General features: G+C 72.8%; 21 protein-coding genes. 13 read left to right on the top strand and 8 right to left on the bottom strand.

Going from position 1 to position 22,188, the window contains the following annotated elements; genetic code table 11:
- Positions 1-9 precede the first annotated feature (9 nt).
- The 4 genes from JT723_RS29105 to JT723_RS29120 all read left to right on the top strand — a co-directional run bounded on the left by JT723_RS29105 (position 10) and on the right by JT723_RS29120 (position 3,820).
- Positions 10-663, top strand: coding sequence for a methyltransferase domain-containing protein (locus tag JT723_RS29105; protein ID WP_205047807.1), 654 nt, complete (start codon positions 10-12; stop codon positions 661-663).
- Between the two features lie 41 nt (positions 664-704).
- Positions 705-1,085: an MmcQ/YjbR family DNA-binding protein gene (locus JT723_RS29110; protein ID WP_205047808.1), complete on the top strand. Its 381-nt coding sequence runs from the start codon at positions 705-707 to the stop codon at positions 1,083-1,085.
- A gap of 557 nt (positions 1,086-1,642) precedes the next feature.
- On the top strand, positions 1,643-2,119 hold the full coding sequence (locus JT723_RS29115; RefSeq protein WP_205047809.1) for a hypothetical protein: 477 nt from the start codon (positions 1,643-1,645) through the stop codon (positions 2,117-2,119).
- 165 nt (positions 2,120-2,284) lie between these two features.
- Positions 2,285-3,820, top strand: coding sequence for a peptide MFS transporter (locus tag JT723_RS29120; protein ID WP_205047810.1), 1,536 nt, complete (start codon positions 2,285-2,287; stop codon positions 3,818-3,820).
- A 327-nt stretch (positions 3,821-4,147) separates the two neighbouring features.
- Here JT723_RS29120 and JT723_RS29125 read toward each other — a convergent pair whose 3' ends face one another.
- From JT723_RS29125 to JT723_RS29135, 3 genes are all read right to left on the bottom strand, one after another.
- Positions 4,148-6,376, bottom strand: coding sequence for a tetratricopeptide repeat protein (locus JT723_RS29125; RefSeq protein ID WP_205047811.1), 2,229 nt, complete (start codon positions 6,374-6,376; stop codon positions 4,148-4,150).
- 95 nt (positions 6,377-6,471) lie between these two features.
- A complete protein-coding gene (locus JT723_RS29130) occupies positions 6,472-6,663 on the bottom strand; it encodes a hypothetical protein (protein ID WP_205047812.1) in 192 nt (63 codons plus the stop codon).
- A 148-nt stretch (positions 6,664-6,811) separates the two neighbouring features.
- The gene (locus JT723_RS29135) at positions 6,812-7,318 is read right to left on the bottom strand and encodes a hypothetical protein (RefSeq protein ID WP_205047813.1); all 507 of its coding nucleotides are present in this window, start codon (positions 7,316-7,318) and stop codon (positions 6,812-6,814) included.
- Between the two features lie 321 nt (positions 7,319-7,639).
- On the opposite strand from JT723_RS29135, the gene JT723_RS29140 reads away from it, so the two are divergent.
- The 7 genes from JT723_RS29140 (at position 7,640) to JT723_RS29170 (ending at position 15,107) form a co-directional block, all read left to right on the top strand.
- Entirely contained in the window at positions 7,640-9,268 is a 1,629-nt protein-coding gene (locus JT723_RS29140; protein ID WP_205047814.1) for an ABC-F family ATP-binding cassette domain-containing protein, read from the top strand.
- A 138-nt stretch (positions 9,269-9,406) separates the two neighbouring features.
- Complete coding sequence (locus JT723_RS29145) at positions 9,407-9,964, top strand: CGNR zinc finger domain-containing protein (protein ID WP_205047815.1); 558 nt, start codon at positions 9,407-9,409, stop codon at positions 9,962-9,964.
- A 174-nt stretch (positions 9,965-10,138) separates the two neighbouring features.
- Positions 10,139-10,807, top strand: a complete 669-nt coding sequence (locus JT723_RS29150; protein WP_307794059.1) for a GntR family transcriptional regulator — start codon at positions 10,139-10,141, stop codon at positions 10,805-10,807.
- A 100-nt stretch (positions 10,808-10,907) separates the two neighbouring features.
- The gene (locus JT723_RS29155; protein ID WP_205047816.1) at positions 10,908-12,158 is read left to right on the top strand and encodes an extracellular solute-binding protein; all 1,251 of its coding nucleotides are present in this window, start codon (positions 10,908-10,910) and stop codon (positions 12,156-12,158) included.
- Entirely contained in the window at positions 12,155-13,330 is a 1,176-nt protein-coding gene (locus JT723_RS29160; protein ID WP_251513205.1) for an ABC transporter ATP-binding protein, read from the top strand. Before JT723_RS29155 ends, JT723_RS29160 begins: the two co-directional genes overlap by 4 nt.
- Complete coding sequence (locus tag JT723_RS29165; protein WP_205047817.1) at positions 13,327-14,253, top strand: ABC transporter permease; 927 nt, start codon at positions 13,327-13,329, stop codon at positions 14,251-14,253. Before JT723_RS29160 ends, JT723_RS29165 begins: the two co-directional genes overlap by 4 nt.
- On the top strand, positions 14,250-15,107 hold the full coding sequence (locus JT723_RS29170) for an ABC transporter permease (protein WP_205047818.1): 858 nt from the start codon (positions 14,250-14,252) through the stop codon (positions 15,105-15,107). Before JT723_RS29165 ends, JT723_RS29170 begins: the two co-directional genes overlap by 4 nt.
- Positions 15,108-15,123: 16 nt before the next feature.
- Here JT723_RS29170 and JT723_RS29175 read toward each other — a convergent pair whose 3' ends face one another.
- From JT723_RS29175 to JT723_RS29185, 3 genes are read right to left on the bottom strand one after another with little or no spacing between them, the layout of a single operon-like run.
- Positions 15,124-15,936, bottom strand: a complete 813-nt coding sequence (locus tag JT723_RS29175; protein ID WP_240166346.1) for an SDR family NAD(P)-dependent oxidoreductase — start codon at positions 15,934-15,936, stop codon at positions 15,124-15,126.
- 35 nt (positions 15,937-15,971) lie between these two features.
- Positions 15,972-16,382 carry an ArsR/SmtB family transcription factor gene (locus JT723_RS29180; protein ID WP_251513207.1) on the bottom strand — a complete coding sequence of 137 codons (411 nt, stop codon included), beginning with the start codon at positions 16,380-16,382 and terminating at the stop codon, positions 15,972-15,974.
- On the bottom strand, positions 16,379-16,825 hold the full coding sequence (locus JT723_RS29185; RefSeq protein WP_205047819.1) for an SRPBCC domain-containing protein: 447 nt from the start codon (positions 16,823-16,825) through the stop codon (positions 16,379-16,381). The genes JT723_RS29180 and JT723_RS29185 overlap by 4 nt, the downstream gene beginning before the upstream one ends.
- 167 nt (positions 16,826-16,992) lie before the next feature.
- On the opposite strand from JT723_RS29185, the gene JT723_RS29190 reads away from it, so the two are divergent.
- Positions 16,993-18,081 (top strand): MerR family transcriptional regulator, encoded by a 1,089-nt coding sequence (locus tag JT723_RS29190; protein WP_205047840.1) that lies wholly within the window; start codon positions 16,993-16,995, stop codon positions 18,079-18,081.
- 4 nt (positions 18,082-18,085) lie between these two features.
- Here JT723_RS29190 and JT723_RS29195 read toward each other — a convergent pair whose 3' ends face one another.
- Together JT723_RS29195 and JT723_RS29200 are read right to left on the bottom strand one after the other, a co-directional pair.
- Positions 18,086-19,768, bottom strand: a complete 1,683-nt coding sequence (locus JT723_RS29195) for a serine/threonine-protein kinase (RefSeq protein ID WP_205047820.1) — start codon at positions 19,766-19,768, stop codon at positions 18,086-18,088.
- Positions 19,769-19,909: 141 nt separating this feature from the next.
- The gene (locus tag JT723_RS29200; RefSeq protein WP_205047821.1) at positions 19,910-20,680 is read right to left on the bottom strand and encodes an FHA domain-containing protein; all 771 of its coding nucleotides are present in this window, start codon (positions 20,678-20,680) and stop codon (positions 19,910-19,912) included.
- Between the two features lie 184 nt (positions 20,681-20,864).
- Between JT723_RS29200 and JT723_RS29205 the strand changes: the two genes are divergently transcribed.
- Positions 20,865-22,103, top strand: coding sequence for a sensor domain-containing protein (locus JT723_RS29205; protein ID WP_205047822.1), 1,239 nt, complete (start codon positions 20,865-20,867; stop codon positions 22,101-22,103).
- Positions 22,104-22,188 lie beyond the last annotated feature (85 nt).

Below are 22,188 nucleotides of genomic sequence, written 5' to 3' on the forward strand. Positions count from 1 at the left end.
GGTCCCGCCATGGACTGGCGAACCTGGCACGACGCGTACGACCGGCCCGACACCTGGATGGCCCGGCGGCTGCTCGCCGTACAGGCGCAGATCCGGGAGGCCTTGGACGGCAGCCCGCCCGGCCGCCTGCGGGTCGTCAGCCTCTGCGCCGGGCAGGGGCGTGACCTGCTGGAGGTGCTGGCCGGCCACCCGCGCCGCGACGACGTGTCCGCGCGGCTGGTGGAACTGGACCCGCGCAACACCGCGTTCGCCGAGGAGTCGGCCCGCTCGGCGGGCCTGCACCAGGTGGAGGTGGTCACGGCGGACGCCTCGCTCGTCGACGGTTACGCCGGCATGGTTCCCGCCGATCTCGTCCTGGTCTGCGGGGTGTTCGGCAACATCACCGACGCGGACATCGAGCGGACGATCGCGTCGTGCGCCCAACTGTGCCGCAACGGCGGCACCGTCATCTGGACCCGGCACCGCGGCGCGCCCGACCGGGTGCCGATGATCTGCGACCAGTTCGAGCGGCTCGGGTTCGAGCGGCGGTGGCTGTCGGACGCGGAGGCGGGCTACGGCGTCGGCGTCCACCGCTCCACCCGCGAACCGCAGCCGCTCACGCCGGGCACGCGCATGTTCACCTTCGTGGGCTACGACGTGCTCAGGCAGGCCGAAGAGGCCTGACGGTGCCCGCCGCTGTCGGTGCCGCACGGCACACTGTCCCCATGACACCCGACGCGCTCAAAGCGCTCTGCCTGGGGCTGAACGGGGCAAGCGAGACCTTCCCCTTCGACGCGGAGACGTCCGTCTTCAAGGTCGGCGGGAAGATCTTCGCGATCAGCGCCCTGGACTCCGACCCCCTCAGCGTGAGCCTGAAGTGCGAACCCGAGATCGCGGTGCGGCTGCGCGAGGCCCACCCGGCGATCACCCCGGGGTGGCATCTGAACAAGCGCCACTGGAACACGGTGCGGCTCGACGGTTCACTCCCCGACGCCCTGGTCGAGGAGCTGGTCGAGGACTCCTACGACCTGATCGTCGCCAAACTCCCCCGCGCCCGGCAACTCCGCCTGGACTGGCCAGGAGTCCGCAAGGCCGAGGACACCTAGCCCGAGCCCGACGCACCACACTCCGTGACGTAGGTCACCTTCTCGGAACCGCCCGCGGCGGTCCGGACAGTCCAAGGGTGCGGAGATGAGTTTGCGGATCCGGCTGCACGCCGGGGACTCCGAAGCCTTCGGGCTCGTGTTCGACGACCCGGTCCGCCCTGGCACACGTGGGAGGCAGTCCCCGCAGGGACGCATACGAACTGGGGAAGCTACCGACCAAGCCGAGCGCAGTCCTGCGGGAGATCACCACCGACCCGTACTTCGGCACTCCGCTGAGAGCAGGTGACGGGCCGAGCGAGCAGTTCATGCGCATCCCGAACGTCTTCGCAAAGTGCAAAGCCATGCCGCCGAGGGCCGCTGCCGCCCTCTACCGCGCGACTACATCATTCTGGCGCCGAAAACGTACTCGTACCTCGGATGGCAGTCGGGTGACACCCCGTTCGTGAAAAAGAGTGCTCGAACCACTCCGGAATTCGTGGACCGCCCGGGCCTGGAACCCGCAAAAACCTCCGCCGCGTGACCGCAGCTCCCCCACCTTCCCTCCCGGAGGCTTCCCCATGGATGTCGTACCACTGGAAACCGCGTACCTGTTCCTGCTCGCAGCCGCAGAGGACGTAAGCACTGCCCGCGACGGAGAGGACACGACCGACTGGTCCGCTGCCGACCGTGCGATCGCCTGCGTGCGGCTCAACGACGGCGTTCTCGCGACGGCAGCCGCAGAGCTCGGCAAGGGCCGGCCGGTCCGGTTCGACAACAGGCCGGCCATGGGCGGTCCGGCAGGCACCGGCGTGCCGACACCGGAGGCCTTCCGGGAGAACCTCCGGCTGGTACGGGAGAGCACGAGACGGCTCGTCGCACTGGTCGCGGCCATGCCCGACGACGCCGCGACGACGTCCTTGCGGGTCACCCTGGTGGCACACGACGGAGAGTCACTGGTTGACCAGCAGATCACCTGGGGCAGGCTCGTACATCTGTGGGTCACGGACCATCTCCCGCCCTGCACCGCGCGGCGCACGGCCGCACGTCACCCCTAGCGGACACCCCAGGTGCGTTCACGGGCTGTGACCATGGTCTCAAGCCGCCATATACCACACCTCGCGTTGCCATAAAGTTATCAAGCACCCGTACCGGATTCCCGGGCATCTTTATGTGCAAAACGCCGCTCAAGCGGCGCGTCTCCAGTGAGCGAGGAACGACCCATGGCGTCCAGCCTGACGAAGGACGCCGCGCGGCAGAGCAGTGCGGCGGCTCCCGGCGGTGAGAAGGGCTTCTTCGGCCACCCGCGTGGCCTGGCCACGCTCTTCATGACCGAGATGTGGGAGCGCTTCAGCTTCTACGGCATGCGCGCGCTGCTGCCGCTCTACCTGATCGCCGGCGGCCCCGCGGCCGACAAGGGCTCGCAGGGCGGCGGGCTGGCCATGACGGCGGCCACGGCCACCGCGATCTACTCGATCTACATGGCGATGGTCTACCTGCTCGCGATGCCGGGCGGCTGGTTCGGCGACCGGGTCTGGGGGCCGCGCAAGACCGTGGTGATCTCCGCCACGATCATCATGGCCGGGCACCTGACGCTGGCGGTGCCCGGCGAGGGCGCCTTCTTCGGCGGGCTCGCCCTGGTCGCGATCGGCTCGGGGCTGCTCAAGGCCAACATCTCGACCATGGTCGGTCACCTCTACGACGGCCCCGACGACCCGCGCAGGGACGGCGGCTTCACCGTCTTCTACATGGGCATCAACGTCGGCGCCTTCGCGGCCCCGCTGGTCATCGGCACCGTCGGCCAGAACTACAGCTGGCACCTGGGCTTCGCGCTGGCCGCGGTGGGCATGGGCCTCGGCCTGGTGCAGTTCCTGCTGGGCACCCGGCACCTGAGCGAGCGCAGCAGCGTCGTGCCCAAGCCGCTCAGCCGCGCCGAGCGCGACGCGACGCTGCGCAAGAGCATGCTGTGGCTGCTGGCCGCGGCCGTCTTCTACGGCGTCGTGGCCGCCACCGGCGTCTACACGCTGAACTGGGCGCTGGTGCCGATCACCGTGATCGGCCTGGTCATCCCGGTCGGCGTCCTGGTGCGGATCAGCCGCGACCGCGAACTGTCCGGGACCGAGCGTTCCCGTATGAAGGGCTACGTCTGGTTCTTCGTGGCCGCCGCGGTCTTCTGGATGATCTACGACCAGGGCGGCTCGACGATGTCGATCTTCGGCGACACCAAGAGCCGGGACACCCTGTTCGGCTTCGGCTTCCCCTCGTCCTGGTACCAGTCGGTGAACCCGCTGTGGATCATGGCGCTGGCCCCGGTGCTGGCCTGGGTGTGGGTGTGGCTGGCCCGCAGGAACCGCGAGCCGAGCACGACCGTGAAGTTCGCGCTCGGCCTGTTCCTGGTCGGCGCGTCCTTCCTGGTCTTCATCGTGCCGATGGCGATCGCCTCGGACGGCACCAAGGTCAGCCCGATGTGGCTGGTCACGATCTACATGATCCAGACCGTCGGCGAGCTGGCGCTGTCCCCGGTCGGCCTGTCGGTGACCACGAAGATGGCGCCGGCCAAGTACGGCAGCCAGATGATGGGCGTCTGGTTCCTCGCCGTCACCGCGGGCGACTGCACCACGAGCCTGCTGTCCCTGGCCGGCGTCGACCTCAACGGCACCGACGTGGTGGCCTTCGAGGGCATCCTGGCCTGTATCGCCGGATACGCGATCTGGACCTACCGCCGCCGCGTGGCCGCCCTGACGGGCGGGGTCCGCTGACCCTTCGGCGGGGGCCCTCCCCGCCACCGGCCGGTGGTCCGGCACGGACCGAATTGCCCCTTCGGGTCGGTGACGACCCGCGCCCAGTGGGGGCTGAGCGCGCAGTTTTCCGCGCCCCTGGCGGTTGCCCTCTGCACAAGAGGGTGAGCGTTTTTCAGGGGCGCGGGGAACGGCGCGACCAGTCGCCGGGGGTCAGGGGGACGCGGGGGCACCCGCCGGGGTGAGGCCTAGGCCGTGTTTTGGAAGTAGCGCCGTCCGCCCACAGGGCGGGCCCCGCGGCGTCCGGTGCGTGCGATCGCAAGGCGGAGGGTCGTCCTCGTAGTGGGCCTACTCGGACGACTCCGACAACGCAGCGAGCGTGCGTGCCAGACGCCGCGGGGCAGGCGGGACTTCCACAACACGGCCTAGGTGGCGGGCGGGCGGGGCCGGCAGGAGGGGGGCCAGGTCACCCAGGGCGTAGCGGTCACCCGCATCGAGCGCCAGCTCGAAGAGGCGGCGAGCCCCGAGCAGGTCGCCGGCCTTCTTGCGGCTCCGGCCCAGTTCGGTGAGTGCGTGCGGCAGCCCCTCGCCCGCGGCCCGGCGGGCCAACTCCTCGGCCTCGGAGGGCAGTCCGGCGTCCTCCCGCTGGAGCGCCAGCTCCACGAGCGCCCGGGGGTTCCCCGCGGCCAGCGCCTCACGGCCCAGCCGCTCGGCCTCCGAGCGGTCACCGGCCTCCCACCGCAGATGCATGAGCTGCACGACCGCGTAGGGATTCCCCGCTTCCGCCGCCCGGCGGTGGAGCATCTCGAGTTCCGCCCGGTCCTCGCGGCCGTTGAGAAGACTCAGCAGCACGATGCGCAGCACGGGGAAGTCCTCGTACTGGGCGACGCGCTGGAATTCCTCGATGGTGCCGACATCACCGTCGTCCAACGCGAACAGCGGGAGCCAGTCCGTACGCAGGTCCGCGTCGAGGCGCTCGTCGTGCAGGAGCAGCACGCGGCGCAACTCCTCCTCGCCCCGCCTGACGTGGCCACCGGTCAGATGGATCAGCGCCTCCATCACGGGGATGACGACGCTGTCGCCCTCCCCGGCGACGTCCATCAGCCGCGCGGCCCCCTCCTCGTCGCCGGACTCCTCCCGCGACCAGGCCAGCGCGATCGCGACCGCCGCGCGGCCGGGTGTCCCGGGCGCGGGAAGCAGCCGGTCCGCCGCCTCGTGCTCGCCCAACTGGTCGTGCAGGCGCACCAGTCGGGCCAGGGCATAGGTGCCGTCGGTGGCGACCGCCCGCTCGGTCAGCGGGAGCGCGGCGGCGAGGTCGCCGCGCCGCTCGTGGAGGTCCGCCAGCTCCAGCAAGCAGGACGTGTCGCCGGCTGCGACGGCCAGTTCGGCCAGCGTGGCGGCGACCTGCAGCCGGCCGCGGTCGACGGCGTTCCTGGCGAGTACGGCCAACTCGCCCGGCGTCGGCGGGTGGTGGAGCACCGCATCCCAGAAGGAGGCGGGCGGGACGTCGAAGACCCGGGTGGCGCGCCCGTGGTGGGCCAGGTAGTCGGCGAGCCGGTGGTGGCCGGGCAGGGCGCCCATGCCGGTGGGGTGCGGGACGTCGTCCAGCGCCCGGACGACGTCCTTGATCGTGGTCCTGGCGTGCACCATCGCCTGGTCGAACCAGTCCGGTGATGCCTGCATGCGCTGCCGCTCGGTGAGGTAGCCGGGGGCCGCGTCCCGCAGGAAGGCCGCGGGCAGCGGGGACTCCCAGCCGAGCCTGCGCGCGTCCATCGCCGCGGTGATCAGCGCGCGGCCGTAGCAGCCGGGGGGCTCCTCGGCGTGCTCGTAGTGGTCCACCAGCTGGGGTCCCGCGGCCAGGGTCTGGGCGACGGCCCCGTCCGGGCTGGTCCGTTCGGCGACGCGGAGCGCCGGGTCGCCGCCGGGGCCGGCGAGCGTACGCATCCGCGCCAGGTCGTCCGCGCTGAACGCCGCGGGCACGTCCACCGCGGGCCAGGGTGCGAGCAGGGCGCGGGCCTGCGCATGGGTGTCGGGCCGCCCGGGCGCGGGCCTGGTCGTCAGCTCGCGGTGGATGCTGGGCCAGAGCGTGGCCACGACGACGAGCGGCTCCCGCTGCTCCAGCCGGGTGCGCAGGGCCGCGGCCGCGTCCTCGCCGCCGGGTCCGCCCAGATGGATCTGGGCCTCGTCCAGCCACAGGACCGTCCGCGGCCCGAGGGCGGCGCCGCTCGCGAGCAGGTCGAGGAGTTCTTCCGCCGTCTTGGGGAAGGCCAGGTGCCAGTCGGCGAGGCAGGCGCGTACCGCCTCCCATGCGCTGCGGGTCTTCCCCGTGCAGGCTCCGCCGCGTACCAGCGCCAGCGCGGGCCTGCCGCTGTCCGCGGCCTGCGCCAGCCGCTCGCGCAGGACGCGGTCGTGCGCCCGCACCACGTGGGCGGGCAGCACGAACCGGCTCCCGCCTCCCCCGTCGCCTGGTACGGCGGGGTGGACGCCGGCCTGGAGCGCCGTCCACTGCCCGACGGGCCGCGGCAGCACGCGGGCCGCGGGTCCCGCACCGGCGGGCGTGTGGAAGTGCTGGTGCACGGCGTCGACGCGGAGGGCCGCCAGGGCGCCGCGGTCGGCGGTGACGGCCAGGTCCGCGCCCGGCCGCGGGCTGGGAAGTACGGTGCCGGATGCGGTCAGCCCTGCGTCGCAGCCGGCGGGCGAGGGGACGCCATGTGGACGTCGCCGTTGACGACACCGCCGGCCACGCCGCCGCCCCCGGCCCGCACCTGCACGTCCCCGCTGACGGCGAGCCCCCCGCGGTCCGCCGCAGGTGCCTCCGGCCCGGGCTCGCCCCCGTGCGACTCCTCCGGTGGGTCCTCCCCCATACGCCCCTCCCCCGCCGGCCAGGCACCCGCACCCGTACGGCACGGCAGCCCCGGCGATTCCAGTCTAGAGCCGCCGACGGCCCAACTACCCTGCCCAGCCCGGACGTCGGGCCGGCTGCCGTCGACAGCCCGCAGGCCCCCTGCTGCCTCAGCGGAAGGGGTGGGATCGCTGGTTCGGACCGGGGCGGTCAAAGCTCACGCCGTTCTCGTCGAGCGCGTTGAAGACCGTCACGCGACCGGTCTCGAAGGCGAAGCTGATGTCGACGTTGCCGTGGGCGACGTCCCTGCCGGTCCATTCGAGCAGCTCGGCCGACGTGAGCGGCAGCCCCCGCAGAGCCAGCAGCCCGGGAAGGGGGTCGGAGCGCCACTGCAGGTCGAAGCCGGGCCACCGGACCGGGCGGGTGGGGTCGATCGTGTTCCACGTCAGGGAGAGGTCGCCCAGCTTCTGGTGGTTGACCTCGACCTGCTGACCGTCGAAGTCGAACAGCACCGGGCAGTCGCAGAACCACTCGTCGTCCTCACGGTCCCAGACCATCCAGACCCGCGTGAGCGTCCGGCCCGCCAGGCCACGCAGACGATGCCCGTGCTGGCGTACGACGCCGCTGCGGCCTTCCGACCATGCCGGCTGGTAGCCCGCGATGCCGAAATCGAACATCACGTCATCGTGCCAGAGATGCCCGCTTTCGGCACCGGGTCGGGCCGCGACGACCGGACGCAGCCCCGGCGCGCCGGGGCGTCGGGGCTGGTCAGGGGGGATGTCGGGGGGCGCTGTTAGACTTGCGGGGACGTTGATCGTTTCGTGGAGGAGTGCGGGCATGGTGGACGACGACATCTCCGGGTGAATCCCGGAACGGAGAGGCCGCCGGGTGGGGCGCAGGTGCGCCGCCGACGGGGCCATGTCGTCGTTTCTGCTCTTTCCATGTCTGCCGCCGGGGCACAGCTGTCTGCGCTGCCCCGCTTCTCCGAGGTCACTGCCATGTCCGACGCTTCCGTCGTCTGCTCGAACCTGTCCTTCTCCTGGCCTGACGACACGCCCGTCTTCCAGGACCTTTCCTTCGCTCTCGGCCCGGGCCGCACCGGGCTGGTCGCGCCCAACGGCGCCGGCAAGAGCACCCTGCTCCGGCTGGTCGCCGGGGAGCTGCGGCCCGGCGCCGGGTCGGTGTCGGTGGCCGGGACGCTCGGCTGTCTGCCGCAGACGCTGCCGCTGGCCGGCGACCTGACCGTCGCCGAGGTGCTCGGCGTCGCCGAGGTGATCCGTGCGCTGGACGCCGTCGAGTCCGGTGACGTGGGCGAGCAGCATTTCGCCGTCATCGGCGACGACTGGGACATCGAGGACCGCACCCGGGCGCAACTGGACCGGCTGGGCCTGGGCGGACTCGGCCTGGACCGCCGGCTGGGCACGCTCAGCGGCGGCCAGGTCGTGTCGCTCGGCCTCGCGGCGCAGCTGCTCAGGCGGCCCGACGTGCTGCTGCTTGACGAGCCGACCAACAACCTCGACCGGGAGGCCCGCCACCGGCTCTACGACGTGCTCGCCGACTTCCACGGCTGCCTGCTGCTGGTCAGCCACGACCGGGAGCTGCTCGACCGTATGGAGCGCATCGCCGAACTCGGCGCGAGCGAGCTGCGGTTGTACGGCGGCAGCTACGCCGACTACGAGCAGGCCGTCCAGGCCGAGCAGGAGGTCGCGGAGAAGAACGTCCGCAATGCCGAGCAGGAGCTGAAGCGGGAGAAGCGGGAGATGCAGCAGGCCCGCGAGCGCGCCGAGCGCCGGGCGGGCAACGCCGCCCGCAACCTCGGTAGTGCGGGCCTGCCGCGGATCTTCGCCGGGAACATGAAGCGCGGCGCCCAGGAGTCCGCGGGGCGTGCGGGGCAGATGCACGCGGGACGCGTCGACCAGGCCAGGGCGCGTCTGGACGAGGCGGGGCGGGCGCTGCGGGACGAGCAGCGCCTGACCCTCGACCTGCCCGACACGCACGTGCCCGCCGGGCGGGGCGTCTTCCTCGGCGAGCAGCTGCGGGTGCGGCTCGGCGGCCGGGAGATCTTCACGGGCCTGGACCTGGCGGTGCGCGGCCCTGAGCGCATCGCGCTGACCGGGCCGAACGGCGCGGGCAAGAGCACCCTGCTGCGCCTGCTCACCGGCGACCTGGCCCCGGACGGCGGCGAGGTCAGGCGGGCGGACGGGCGTATCGCGTACCTGTCGCAGCGGCTCGACCTGCTCGACCCGGACCGCACGGTCGCCGAGAACTTCGCCGCCTACGCCCCGGACCGGCCCGAAGCCGAGCGGATGAACCTGCTGGCCCGCTTCCTCTTCCGCGGCGCCGGGGCGCACCTCCCGGTCGGGGTGCTGTCCGGCGGTGAGCGGCTGCGCGCCACGCTGGCATGCGTGCTGTGCGCGGAGCCGGCCCCGCACCTGCTGCTGCTCGACGAGCCGACGAACAACCTCGACCTGCCGAGCACGGCCCAGCTGGAGAGCGCGCTGAACTCCTACCAGGGTGCCTTCGTCGTGGTCAGCCACGACGACCGCTTCCTGCGGGAGATCGGGGTGAACCGCTGGCTGCGGCTGTCCGGCGGCGAGTTGCGGGAGACCGGCGCCCCCGAGGGATGAGGACCCGCGGGGGCGGGAAGAGGACCGCGTGCCCGACCCCGTACGGGCCATGTGCCCGGTCCCGTACGAGCCATGGACCCGGTCCCGTGGGAAGCGGCGATTCTTGCCGGGCCATCGGTCACCTGCCAGACTGGTGACATGAACCTGGACCACGTCTTCGTCTGCGGCGACCCGGCCCTGGACTTCGCCGCGACGCTGCGTGCCCGCCGCTCCGCGCGTTTCGAGATGTTCGCCTCGCCCGAGCGGCTGGACGCCTGGTACGTGGAGTCCGGCGTGGTCGACACGGTCACGCCGGGCGACGAGGGCGACGTGGCGCGGGCGACGGCCGTACGGGAGGCGCTCTACCTGCTGGTCACCGCCCGCCGCCTCGGGGAGGAGTTCGACCCCGGGGCGCTCGCCCTGGTCAACAGCACCGCACGCACCCCCTCCGCGGTCCCGCAGCTGACCGCGGAGGGGCGGCGGACGGACGCGACGCCCGCCGAGGCGCTGTCCACGGTGGCCCGCCGGGCGATCGAGCTGCTGAGCGGCCCCGACGTGCCGCTGCTCAAGGAGTGCGGCAATCCCGAGTGCACCCGGGTCTACATCGACCGCTCGCGCGGGATGCGGCGGCAGTGGTGCGGCATGGAGTCCTGCGGCAACAAGATCAAGGCCGCGGCCTACCGCGCCCGCAAGAAGTCGGCTGCGGCCGCCGGCTGACAAACGGTCAGCAACAGGGCATCTCCCAGGTCGCCGGGCCACCCGCCACGGATCGACCGCTGCGCGACCTCTTGACCGCCCACCCGGGGGCGCCTACGGTCTGCGGCACATCATATATCAGATGCCATGCACCATCTCGCGGCATGACCTGGTTCGGCCCTGGGAGCAGTCACCGTGTCCGACACTCTCGCCCACAGCAGCCAGTCCCCCCGCCCCGGCATCCCGCCCTCCCGCGCGGAGGCGGTGCTGGGCTCCCTCAAACACGCGATCCTGACCGGGGAGTTGAAGCCCGGTCAGGCGCTGGTGGAAGCCGACCTCGCCGAGCGGCTCCAGGTGTCCAAGACCCCGGTGCGCGAGGCGCTCAAGGCGCTGGCCGCGTCGGGTCTGGTGACCACGAGCGCGTACAGGGGCGCCGTCGTCCGCGAGGTCGACCAGGCGCACGCGCGCTGCGTCTACGACATGCGCCTGCTGCTCGAACCGGCGGCGGCCGCCCGCAGCGCCGCGGCCGGGCGGGTCGGGCAGGACGCGGCGGAGGCGCTGGACCAGGCCGACCGGGCGGCGGACACCGCGGACCGCTCGCTGGCCAACCGGGCCTTCCACCGGGCGCTGTACGCGGGCTGCGGCAACCCGCTGCTGGTGAAGTCGCTCGACGACCTGCGCGACCAGACCGCGCTGCTGTCCAGTGCCGCCTGGTCGCGCCAGCCCTCCTGGGAGCTGGAGGCGGCCGAGCACCGGGCGATCCTGGAGGCCGCCGCGGCCCGGGACGCCGCCCTGGTACAGGACCTGACGTACCGTCATATCGACTCCTTCGTGGCCCGCAACTTCCCCGAGGACGCGGTCTGAACGCGCCCTGAGCAGTACGCCGGGCCCGCAGCCGTACGCAGCCGGACCCCGCGCCCCTACGCCCACGTCCATCTCCTGCGACCGAAGGGCACCAACAGCCATGTCCCCCAACGGAACACCGCAGACCGCCCCGGCCTCCCCGACCCGCCGCCGGGTGCTCGGCACCCTCGCCGCCGCGACCGCGGCCGCCCCCGTGCTCGCCGCGTGCGGCGCACCTGGCGGCGACTCCCCGAGCAAGGCGGCGGCCCCGAGCGCGCTGGCCACCGCACCGTCCAAGCCGGTCACCCTCAACATCCTCGACGTCGCGGGGAACCTGGCCCTCACCCAGCCGATCATCGACGCCTTCAAGGCCCAGCACCCGGAGATCGTCTCGAAGGTCACCACCTCGACCGGCACCGCGCCGGAGCTGGCGCCGAAGGTGCAGGCGCAGCAGCAGGCGGGCAACGTCCAGATCCAGCTGGTGCTGAGCGGGACCGACGGGCTGTCCGCGGGGATCCAGAAGGGCCTGTGGTACGACCTCAAGCACTACTACACCGGCTTCCTGCCCGGGCTGATGGCCAACTACCAACCCGCTGCGGCATCGATGGCGGCGCTGGCGCAGGACCAGGCGGTGGAACTGGTCTGGTATCCCTCGGGGCCGCTGCTGGAGTACGACCCGGCCAAGGTCCCTTCCCCGCCCACCACCACCGACGCGCTGCTGGACTGGGCGAAGGCCAACCCGGGGAAGTTCCAGTACGCCCAGCCGCGCAACTCCGGCCCTGGGCGCACCTTCCTGATGGGCCTGCCCTACCTGCTGGGCGACTCGGACCCGGCCGACCCGGTCAACGGGTGGTCCAAGACCTGGGCGTACCTGACGGAGTTGAACAAGTACGCGGCCAACTACCCCACCAAGACGTCCGCGACGATGACCAACCTGGCGCAGGGCACGGTCCACATGCTCGCCAGCACCACCGGCTGGTACATCAACCCGCGGGCGCTGGGCACCGTGCCGAAGTCCATGAAGGTCGCCAAGTTCGACAACCTCACCTGGGTCAGCGACGCGCAGTTCGGCATCATCCCCAAGGGCGTCTCGAACGACCAGCTGATCGCGGCGCTGCGGCTGATCGCCTTCATGCTCACCCCCGAGCAGCAGGCGGTCACCTACGACCAGGGCTACTTCTACCCGGGGCCCGCGGTGAAGGGCGTCAGCCTCAGCCAGGCGCCGGCGTCCTCACGGCAGGCCATCGCCTCCTACGGCGACCCGCAGTTCGACGGCTGGATCGCGGGCAGCCCGATCAAGAACTCGCTGCCCGCCACGGCCCAGGTCACCGCGTTCGACCTGTGGGACAAGAAGATCGGCTCGACGAAGTGAGCGCGGTACCCGACATGGCCGGCGGTGCGAAGGAGTCTGTGGGCAAGGCCGGGGCGCTGCCCCCGTCGCAGCTGGTCGAGCTGCAGTTGCGCGGGGTCAGCCGCGCGTACGGGTCGTACACCGCGCTGCACCCGCTGGATCTGACCATCAGGGGCGGCGAGTTCGTCGCGCTGCTCGGCCCCTCCGGCTGCGGGAAGACCACCGCCCTGAACTGCCTGGCGGGCCTGCTGCCGCTGACCGCGGGCGAGATCGTGCTGGACGGCAGGCGGGTGGACACCGTGCCGCCGGAGAAACGCGGCTTCGGCATGGTCTTCCAGAACTACGCCCTCTTCCCGCACCTGACGGTCCGCGGCAACGTGGCCTTCGGGCTGAAGATGCGCGGGGTCGCCAAGCCCGAGATCGCCCGCCGGGTCGACGAGGTGCTGCGCCTGGTGCGGCTGGGAGAGCAGGCGAACCGGCACCCCGGGCAGCTGTCCGGCGGCCAGCAGCAGCGGGTGGCCATCGCCCGCGCGATCGTCATGGAACCGCCGCTGGTGCTGATGGACGAGCCGCTGTCGAACCTGGACGCGGCGCTGCGCCTTGAGATGCGCAGCGAGATCCGGCGCATCCACCAGGAGTTCGGGCTGACCACCGTCTATGTGACGCACGACCAGGAGGAGGCGCTGTCGCTCGCCGACCGCCTGGTCGTGCTGGAGGCGGGCCGGGTCAGCCAGATCGGCACCCCTTCCGAGCTGTACGAGCACCCGGCGGACCCGCATGTCGCCGCGTTCATGGGCTACCGCAACCTGCTCGCGCTGGACGTGGTGTCCGCGCGGGGCACGGCAGCGGTCGCCCGGCGGGGCGGCCTGCGGGTGGCGGGGACGGTGGTCGGTGGCGCCCGGGCGGCGGAGGGCCAGGAGGTCACCGTCGCGATCCGCCCGGAAGACGTGCGCGTCGTAGGGCCGGGCGACCAGCCGGTCGCCGAGGTGGTGGCCGATGTCGTCGAATACCACGGGCGGGTGCTGCACGTGGAGGCGGTGACCCGCGAGGGCGACCGGATCCACCTGCGTGCGCACGGCCAGGTGCGTCCCGGTGACGCGCTGGCCGTCGCCGTGGACGCCGACCGCGCGCTGCTCTTCCCCAAGGAGAGTGCGGGGAGCGGCGGTTCCGGCCGGGCGGAGGCGGCCTCATGAGCGGACTGCCGCTGAGCACGACGCCGGCCGCGCCGCCCGGCACCCCGGCCAGGGCGGCGCTGCGCCACCGGCTGGCGGAGCGCGGGGTGGACCGTACGCTGCTGCTGGTGCTGCCCGCCGCCCTCTCGGTGGTCGCGTTGTTCTGCTACCCCTTCCTCTACGGCCTGCAGTTGTCCTTCCAGCCCGCCAAGGGCGGGGTCTTCGGGGCCTACCGGCAGTTCTTCGCCGATCCCTTCTCCCGGAAGTCGGTGTGGGCGACCTTCTCGCTGGCGATCCCGGCCGCGCTGATCAACGTCGGTGTGTCGGTGCCGATCTCCTACCGGATGCGCCGCGAGTTCCGCGGCAAGCGGCTGCTGCTGGCGCTGCTGGTCGTCCCGATCACGCTGGGCACGGTGCTCACCGCCGAGGGCGTCCTGGAGTTCTACGGGCCTGCCGGCTGGTTCAACCGCACGCTGCACCTGCTGGGGCTTGCCGACTCACCGGTGCAGCTGACCATGAACTACACCGGGGTGCTGCTGTCGCTGATCATCAGCGGCTTCCCCTTCGCCTACCTGCTGACCCACTCCTACCTGTCGGGCATCCACCCCAGCCTGGAGAAGGCCGCCGCCACCCTGGGCGCCGGCTGGTGGCAGCGCTTCCGACACGTCACCTTCCCGCTGCTGCTGCCGGGGCTGATGACCACCTTCTGCCTCAGCTTCGTGATGGCCTTCGCCGTCTTCCCCTCGGCGATGATGGTCGGCGACCCCAACGGCAGCACCCACGTCATCTCCATCGAGGCCTACCAGGCCGCCCTGGAGCGGTTCGACTACGCCCAGGGCAGCGCCGACGCCATGATCATGACGGCGCTGATGCTGGTCGTGCTCGCGGCCGTCACGGGGCTGCGCTCCCGGCTCTACCGCGGATCGACCGGAGGCAAGGGATGAGCGCGCAGACCGCCGCCGCGGCGCGGGAAGGCCGCCGCGGAGTCACCCTGCGGCCCGGGGCCTGGCTGACCTGGGCGGCACTGGTGTTCTTCTTCGTCAACCTGCTCGGCGTCATCGCCACGGTGCTGCTCGACTCGCTGGGCCGCAGCTGGTTCGCCAGTTGGCTGCCCACCGGCTGGACCGGCCACTGGTACAGCGACGCCTGGAAGGAGTTCGGGCTCGGGCAGGTGCTGTGGACCACCGTCGAGGTGACCTTCCTCGTGGTGCTGCTGTCGCTGGTGCTCGCCGTTCCCGCCTCGTACGCGCTGGCCCGCCGGGACTTCCCCGGCAAGCACCTGCTGACCACGCTGTTCGTGCTGCCCATCCTCGTACCGCCGATCGCCTACGGCATCCCGATGGCGACCGTGCTGTACAAGTTCCACCTGGCCGGGACCGTCACCGGTGTGGTCCTGGCCAACCTCGTGCCGTCCATCCCCTTCGTGATCTTCACGATGACGCCGTTCATCGAGCAGATCGACCCGAAGATCGAGTCGGCGGCCCGGATGTGCGGGGCGTCCACCTGGACGGTGCTCACCCGCATCCTGTCGCCGCTGATGCTCCCTGGCATCCTGGCCGCGGGAATCCTGGTGCTGGTGCGCACCTTCGGCATGTTCGAACTGACCTTCCTCACCGCGGGTCCGAGCAGCCAGACGCTCGTCGTGGCGCTCTTCTCCGCGGTGAACTCGGCGGGTATCCGCAGCACCCAGTCCATCGACGCGATGGCCGTCATCTACACCGGCACGATGGCGGTGCTGCTGCTCGTCGCACTGCGTTTCGTCAACCCGACGCAGCTGGTGGCCCGTTCGTCCGAATGACCGTGGGCCGGCGGGCTCAGTCGACGAGCGCGCCGGCCGACAGGTTCGCGACGGTGCCGGTGATGGCCCCTGCCCGGTCGGAGGCGAGGAAGGCGGCCGTCTCGGCGACCTCGGAGAGCACGGGCAGCCGCTTGAGCAGCGTCCCCTGCACCATCCCGCCGTCGGTGAGCATGTCCTCGACCGACTGCCCGCCGGCCGCCGCCATGGGCTCGAACAGCTCCTTGGTGTACGAGCCCGCCGCGGGCGCGTCGGCCACCGCGTGCGGGCGGATGCACACCACCCGGATGCCGCGCGGCGCCAACTCGGCTGCCAGGACCCGGGAGAAGGCCTCCTTGCCCGCCGCGCTCGCGCTGTGCCCCAGGATGCCGCCGGCCGCCAGCTTCGAACCCGGCTCCGACAGCGTCAGGATGACGCCGGGGCGCTCACCGCCCATGTGCCGCGAGACGGCCTGGCTGGTGATGAACAACGACCGCAGGAAGCCGTCGATCGGCCGCATGAACTCCTCCAGGGTGAGGTCGGCGAGCAGCGTCCCCTGGTCGTGCGGCACGCTCACCGCGTTGAGGGCGATGTCGATGCCGCCGGCCTGCGCGGCCACCGCTTCTGCGTGCGCGTCCACCGCCTTCTGGTCGAACACGTCGACGGGCGCGGTCTCGGCCTTCCCGCCCGCGCCGGCGATGTCGCCGGCCACGGCGTCCAGCCTGCTCTGCGTCCGCCCGGCGAGGAAGACCCTCGCGCCCTCGCGGGCGAAGACGCGTGCGACGGCGCCACCGATGGCGCCACCGCCTCCGTAGATCACGGCACTCTTGCCGTCGAGCAGCAGCCCGCTCATGTGCTTCCTCCCAAGGTGACCCGCCGGCCCGGCGGTCAGTCGTCGCTCTCGTCGGTCCGGCTGTTCTGGCTCTGGTTCTGGCTCTGGTTCTTCTGGCGCTGGATCTGCTCCGCGATGCGCTTGATGCGGTTGAGGCGGGCGTCCCACGTACTGCCGACCTCGCTGAGCTGCCGTACGGCGCGGGCGAGTTGGGCCTCGTCCACCTCGTAGCGCCGCTCACGGCCCAGCGGTGTGGCGTGCACCAGGCCCGCGCGGTCCAGGACGCCCAGGTGCTTGGTGACCGCCTGCCGCGAGATCGGGAGCCGGTCGCTCAGGCTGGTCGGTGTGCCGACGCCCTCGGCGAGCAGCAGGTCGAGCAGGCGGCGCCGGGTCGGGTCGCCTATCGCCGACCAGATCTCGTCGTCCAGGGTGTCGGCGGCGCCGGTGCCGCCGGTGGCCGCGCTCACCGCGCCACCGCCTTGGGGGCGTAGTCGCGCAGCCTGGACAGGAAGAGGTCCCAGCCGCGCTCGTGGTCGTGGAAGGCCTCCTCCAGTACGGCGGCCTCCCAGCCCTTCTCCCGCCAGCCGCTCTCGGTCAGCCGCAGGACTGTGCCGTCGCCCGCGGGCTCCAGGTCGAAGGTGAGCAGGAGCGAGTTGTCCTCGTCGGGCACCTGGCCCTCGCCGGCGATCCAGCGGATCGCGAACCTGCGGGGCGGGTCGACCTCGACCACCGTGATCTGCTCGACCGCGTGGCCGCCGAAGACCAGCTCGCCGGTCGTGCCCGGCTCGGGCTCGAAGCTCGCCTCGTCCGGCCACCACATCCTGATGTGCTCGGGGCGGCTCACCACGTCGAACACGACGTCGGGCGACGCGTCGATGCGGATCTCCCGCTCCAGTTTTCCGTACTCCACCACGAACCTCCCATGGGCAACCATCGGTTGCGTATGACTCTAGCCACCGCCCCCGCCATCCGCAACCTCAGGTTGCGCGACGAAGGGGTGCGCCCGGACCCTTTGACCCTCACGTGGCGTGATGCCGCATAGTCGGCGGCGTGGAAGAGCACCTGACCGTGGGGCATGTGGCCGAGCTGGCCGGCGTCACCGTACGCACCCTGCACCACTACGACGAGATCGGCCTCGTACGGCCGTCCGCGCGCAGCACCGCGGGCTACCGGGCCTACGCGGCGGCGGACGTGGAGCGGCTGCGGGAGGTGCTCGCCTACCGCCGGCTGGGCTTCGGACTGCGCGAGATCGCGGACCTCGTGGACGACCCGGCCACCGACGCGGTCGCGCACCTGCGCCGGCTGCGCGGCCTGCTGCTGGAGCAGCGCGACCGCGCCGCGGCCATGGTGGCGGCCATCGACAGCGAACTGGAGGCACGGGCCATGGGCATCACGACACCGCCCGAGGAGCAGTTGAAGGTGTTCGGCGCGCAGCTGTACGACGCCATCGGATCCGCCTACCCGGCGACGCGGCGCACCGAGCCGCGGATCGCCGCGCGGGTCTGGGAGGCGCTCGGCGACGCCCGGACGGTGCTCAACGTCGGGGCCGGAACCGGCTCCTACGAGCCGCAGGACCGCGAGGTCACCGCCGTGGAACCGTCGGCGGTGATGCGGGCGCAGCGGCCCGCGGGGGCGGCGCCCTGCGTGGCCGCAGCGGCGGAGAGCCTGCCCTTCGAGGACGGGGCCTTCGACGCGGCGATGGCCTTCAGCACCGTCCACCACTGGCAGGACCCGCTCGCGGGGCTGCGCGAGATGCGCCGGGTCGCCCGCCGGGTCGTGGTGTTCACCTACGACGCGAGCGAGCCCGGCTGGCGCGACCGTTTCTGGCTCGCCCGCGACTACCTGCCGGAGTTCGCCGGCCTCATGGCCGGCTGGCCCTCGCTCGCCGACCTCGCCGACGCCGTCGGGGGCCGCGCGGAGCCGGTGCTCGTCCCGTGGGACTGCGCCGACGGCTTCTTCGAGGCCTACTGGCGCCGCCCGGAGGCGTACCTGGACGAGCACGTACGCCGTGCGGTGTCGGTCTGGACCCGCGTCGGACGCCAGGCGGAGCAGCGGGCCGTCCGCATGCTCGCCGACGACCTCGACTCGGGCCGGTGGGCGGAGCGCAACCGCGACCTGGTCGCCATGGACGCGGCGGAACTGGGCCTGCGCCTGATCGTCGCCTGACCCGTCACTCCACCACGGGCGCACCGCCGTGGATGACGACGGTCGCTGCGCACTGCTTGTCGGCGACCGCGCCCTGCTGCCACACGCACATCCTGGTGCTGTACCCGGCGCCGGAGACCACGCCGGTGCGCTCGGCGCCCACCGAGGCCGCGAGGCCCACGGTCAGCCCGTCGCTCCTGACCAGCTCGGCGTGGCAGGTCTCGTAGTAGTCGGTGTTCAGCATCCCGTAGAGCTTGCCGCCACCGGCGTCGTCCAGCCACGCCGTACAGCCGCCGGCCGGACCGGCGGCCGCGCCCGAGCCCGGGATCGCCGCGCCGTCGTTGCTCATGCTCAGGCCTTTCATCGGGTACGTGCCCGGCTGCGTGGCCGTCGGAGCGCCGGTCCGTGCGGTGGTCGGGTGGCCGGCCGCGGGCGGGGCGGGCGCGGTCGAAGGCGCCGGGTCCGTCGGGACGGCGCGGCCCTCCGTCGTGGTCGAGGGGGTGGGCGGCCCGCTCTGCACCCCGGCGGCCGAGGACGTCGGGTCCGCGCTGCGGGTGCCCGAGGGGGCGGCGGACCCGGCAGCGGACGGGTGGGCAGGCGCCGGTGCAAGAGCGGACGCGGGCACGCCCTGGGCGGGGGTGCCGGAGTCCGACCCGGAGGGCAGGTTGCGGGCCAGCAGCACGCCGACGGCGACCAGCGCTACCAGGCAGGGGACGAGTACGGGTAGGAGCAGCCGCCGTCCGCGCCGCGGGCGTTCCGGCTCGGCGGCCACCGCTCCCGCGGGGGTTGCGGGCTCCGGCGGTACGGCCGGGTCGCCGCCCGGGGTCGGGGCAGGGGCCGGATCGGGAACAGGGGGCGGGGCGGGCGGCGGGTTCGCGGGGCCGGCCACCGCGGCACGGGCCGCTTCCGCCATCGCCGCCGCGTCGGGGAAGCGGTCCTCGGGCTTCTTGGCGAGGGCGGTGGCCACGAAGTCCCGCACCGGCTGCGGGACGTCGGCGGGCAGCGCGGGAGCCGGCTGCTGCACGTGCTTGAGCAGCAGTTCGATGGCCCGCTCGCCGTCGAAGGGCACCTTCCCCGTGAGCATCTTGTAGCAGACGACGCCCATCGAGTAGAGGTCGCAGGCCGGTGTCGTGCCGTGCCCCTCGACCTGTTCCGGCGCGATGTAGAGCGCGGTGCCGACGACGGCGTGGTCGGGGGTGATCTTGGAGGTCGCCAGGTCGACCGCGATGCCGAAGTCGGTGACCTTCACCCGGCCGTCGGCGCAGACCAGCAGGTTGGACGGCTTGACGTCGCGGTGCACGACCTGCCGCCGGTGGGCGGCGTGCAGCGCGTCCAGTGCGTCGGCGGCGATGCCCATCGCCTGCTCGGGCGGCAGCAGGACGCCGTCCTTGAGGAGCTCGCCGAGCGGCCGGCCCTCGACCAGTTCCATGACGATGTAGGCCACCCGGCCCCCGTCGCCCACGGCGTTCTCACCGTAGTCGTGGACGTCCACGATGCCCGGGTGGTCCAGCGTGGCAAGGATCAGCGCCTCGCGGCGGAAGCGCTTGGCGAACCTGGCGTCCTCGAACAGCTCCGGACGCAGGATCTTCACCGCGACCCGGCGCTCCAGCACCCCGTCGTCCGCCCGCCAGACGTCCCCCATGGCGCCGCCGCCGATGCGCTCCGCCAAGGTGTAGCGCCCGCCGAGCACGGTGCCCCGATCCCACACGCCCGTCCTCCACACGTCACACCCGGTCAACAGCCGCCGACGGGGGCCACAGTCTGCCAGAAGCGACCGGCCCGGCACATCGGAAGCCGCTGGTCGCGAGCAATCTGACGGGGAATCAACTGCCGTGGCAAAGGCTCCGGTTCACGCCCGGGACTGCCAGAAGACCTGCAAGTGCTTCTCCTGGACCAGGTCGAAGCGCAGGGCGAGCGAGACGAGGGCCTCGCGCTTCCAGTCCAGGCGCGGGCTGTCCTGCGTGCCCGTGCGCTCGCGCACCTTGAGCTTGGAGCCCGCCAGGTAGTCGATGTGGAAGTTGACCGCGGAGGCCGTCAGGTCACGGCAGTTGGGCAGCTTGCGCAGCCGGCTGACGACCTCGGCGACACCGGGGATGGCCAGGCTCGACGGGTCGCGCAGCCGGGGCTCGCACAGGGCGAGCAGGACCAGGAAGTACTTCGCCGTCGGGTCGAGCGCGAAGGGCATGAGCGTCAGTTCCGCCGAGCGGCCCGAAGGGGCCTCGGGTCCCGGGTCGAGGAAGGCGTGCCGCGGGGCGAAGACGGTGAAGCGGACGAAGCCGTCGGTCAGCGGCAGCACCACACGGGACAGTTCGAAGGGGATCGGGGCGCCCAGCCGGCGCGGGGCGACCTTCACGTACTCACCGCCGCCCTCCAGGTTCTCCACGACGTAGGTCGTACGGGGGCTGAAGTTCGTCAGCCGCCAGTGGTCGTCGCTCGCGGTCAGCTCACCGGCGTGTCGCGAGACGCCCTCGCCCAGCAGGAGGATGTCGACCGGGCGGTCATCGGCGCCGCGCCCGAAGGTCGCCACCTGCCCGGGGCCGAGGGCGAGTTGCCGCGGCCGTCCCTGCGGCACAGCCGCCTGCCCGGGCGGGTCCGGCAGCTGGACGATGACCGTCTCCATGCTCTGCGCCCCATGTCGTCGGCGTCGTCCGAAGGCTCGGAGTCTAGCAACGCACCGGCATGCCCAGGCGACCCTGAGAGCCCTCAGGTACCGCGGACCCGCAGGTGGCAGGAGAGTCGGGCCAGCCGACGCGGTCGACGCGTCCCGGTCCCGGCGGACCGGCAGCTGCACGGAGGGAGTGACGGTGCCCGAGCACGACGCGAACGGTCAGCAGGCGTCATCCGCCAGGACGACATGGGGACAGGCCCCCGCCGACCCGGCCCACCCCGCCGCCGGTTCGCCCGGCGAACCCGGGAAGGCGGCAGCCGCCACCTGGCAGCAGCCCTCGCGGACCACACCGCCCCCCATGGGCCGACCCGCACCGGTCAGGACGCGGCCCGCGGCGGCAGCGGCGCCCGGCACCCCGGCCAGGACGGCAACCACGGCCGGCAGCGCCAGCACCGCCGGACCGGCCCCGACAGGAGCAGCCGCAGCGACGCCGAACACCTCGGCCGGCAGCGGCACTTCGGGCATCGCGCCCGGCACCCCGGCCAGGACGGCCGCAACAACCCCGCCGAACGCCCGTGCCACCAGCGGCACTTCGAGCACCCCGACCAGGACCGCCGGCCCCAAGAGGACCGCCGGACCGGCCGCGCCCGCCCCGACCGCGACCACGGCGAACGCCCCGGCCACCGGCGTCACCTCGACCCCCGCCCCCACCACCCCCGTATCTCCCCCGGCCTCCGCCCCGCGTGCCCGGCGCCGTATCCCGCTGCCGTCGCAGCGCTGGCGCCTCGTGCTCGTCGGCGTACTGCCCTGCCTCGCGCTGGCCGGCGCCGGCTGGTGGTTCTGGCCCGCCCGACCCGCGCCGGTGCCCTTGCACTTGGTGGCGGGCACGGTGCACGCGGCGGTCCTCACGCCCGACGAGGCGAGCCGCCTGACGGGCCTGACCCTGGTCCCGGGACCGCGGGCGGGCGCGCCCGCCCCCACGCTGGCCGCCGACCCGGCGAGCTGCGCCGTCGCGGTCGGGCCCGCCACCGAGGCGGTCTTCGGCAAGAACTGGACCGGCTTCCTGTCCGCCACCTACCAGGACGCCGGCGGCTTCGGCGACTTCACGATGGCCCAGGTCGCGGGCCTCTACCCCGACAGCACCGAAGCCGCCGCCGTGCTCGGCACGCTCACCGCGGGACTGCGCTCGTGCCCGGCGGCCGTCCGCACGGACCAGGCCGGCCACAGCTCCCGGTGGACCTACCGCGTCGACAGCGCCACGCACGACGGCGTCGCCTGGACGGCCGTCCAGGACGGCGGCAACGGCTGGGCCTGCTACCGGCAGGCGCGGCTCAAGGGCAGTTCGCTGCTCCAGGCAGGCATCTGCGAGGCGGGTGACGGGCGTTCGACCGTGCAGGCGGTCACCGCGCGGATCGCCGCCGGGGTGACGGGATGAGCGCGCCTCGCGGCGCCGCCTGCCGCACGCACGGCCGGGGCGCCCTCGTCCCCGCACCGACGGCGCTGCCCCAGGCCGGCCCCGC

The sequence above is a fragment of the Actinacidiphila bryophytorum genome (assembly GCF_016916835.1).
GTDB classification, from domain to species: Bacteria; Actinomycetota; Actinomycetes; order Streptomycetales; family Streptomycetaceae; genus Actinacidiphila; species Actinacidiphila bryophytorum.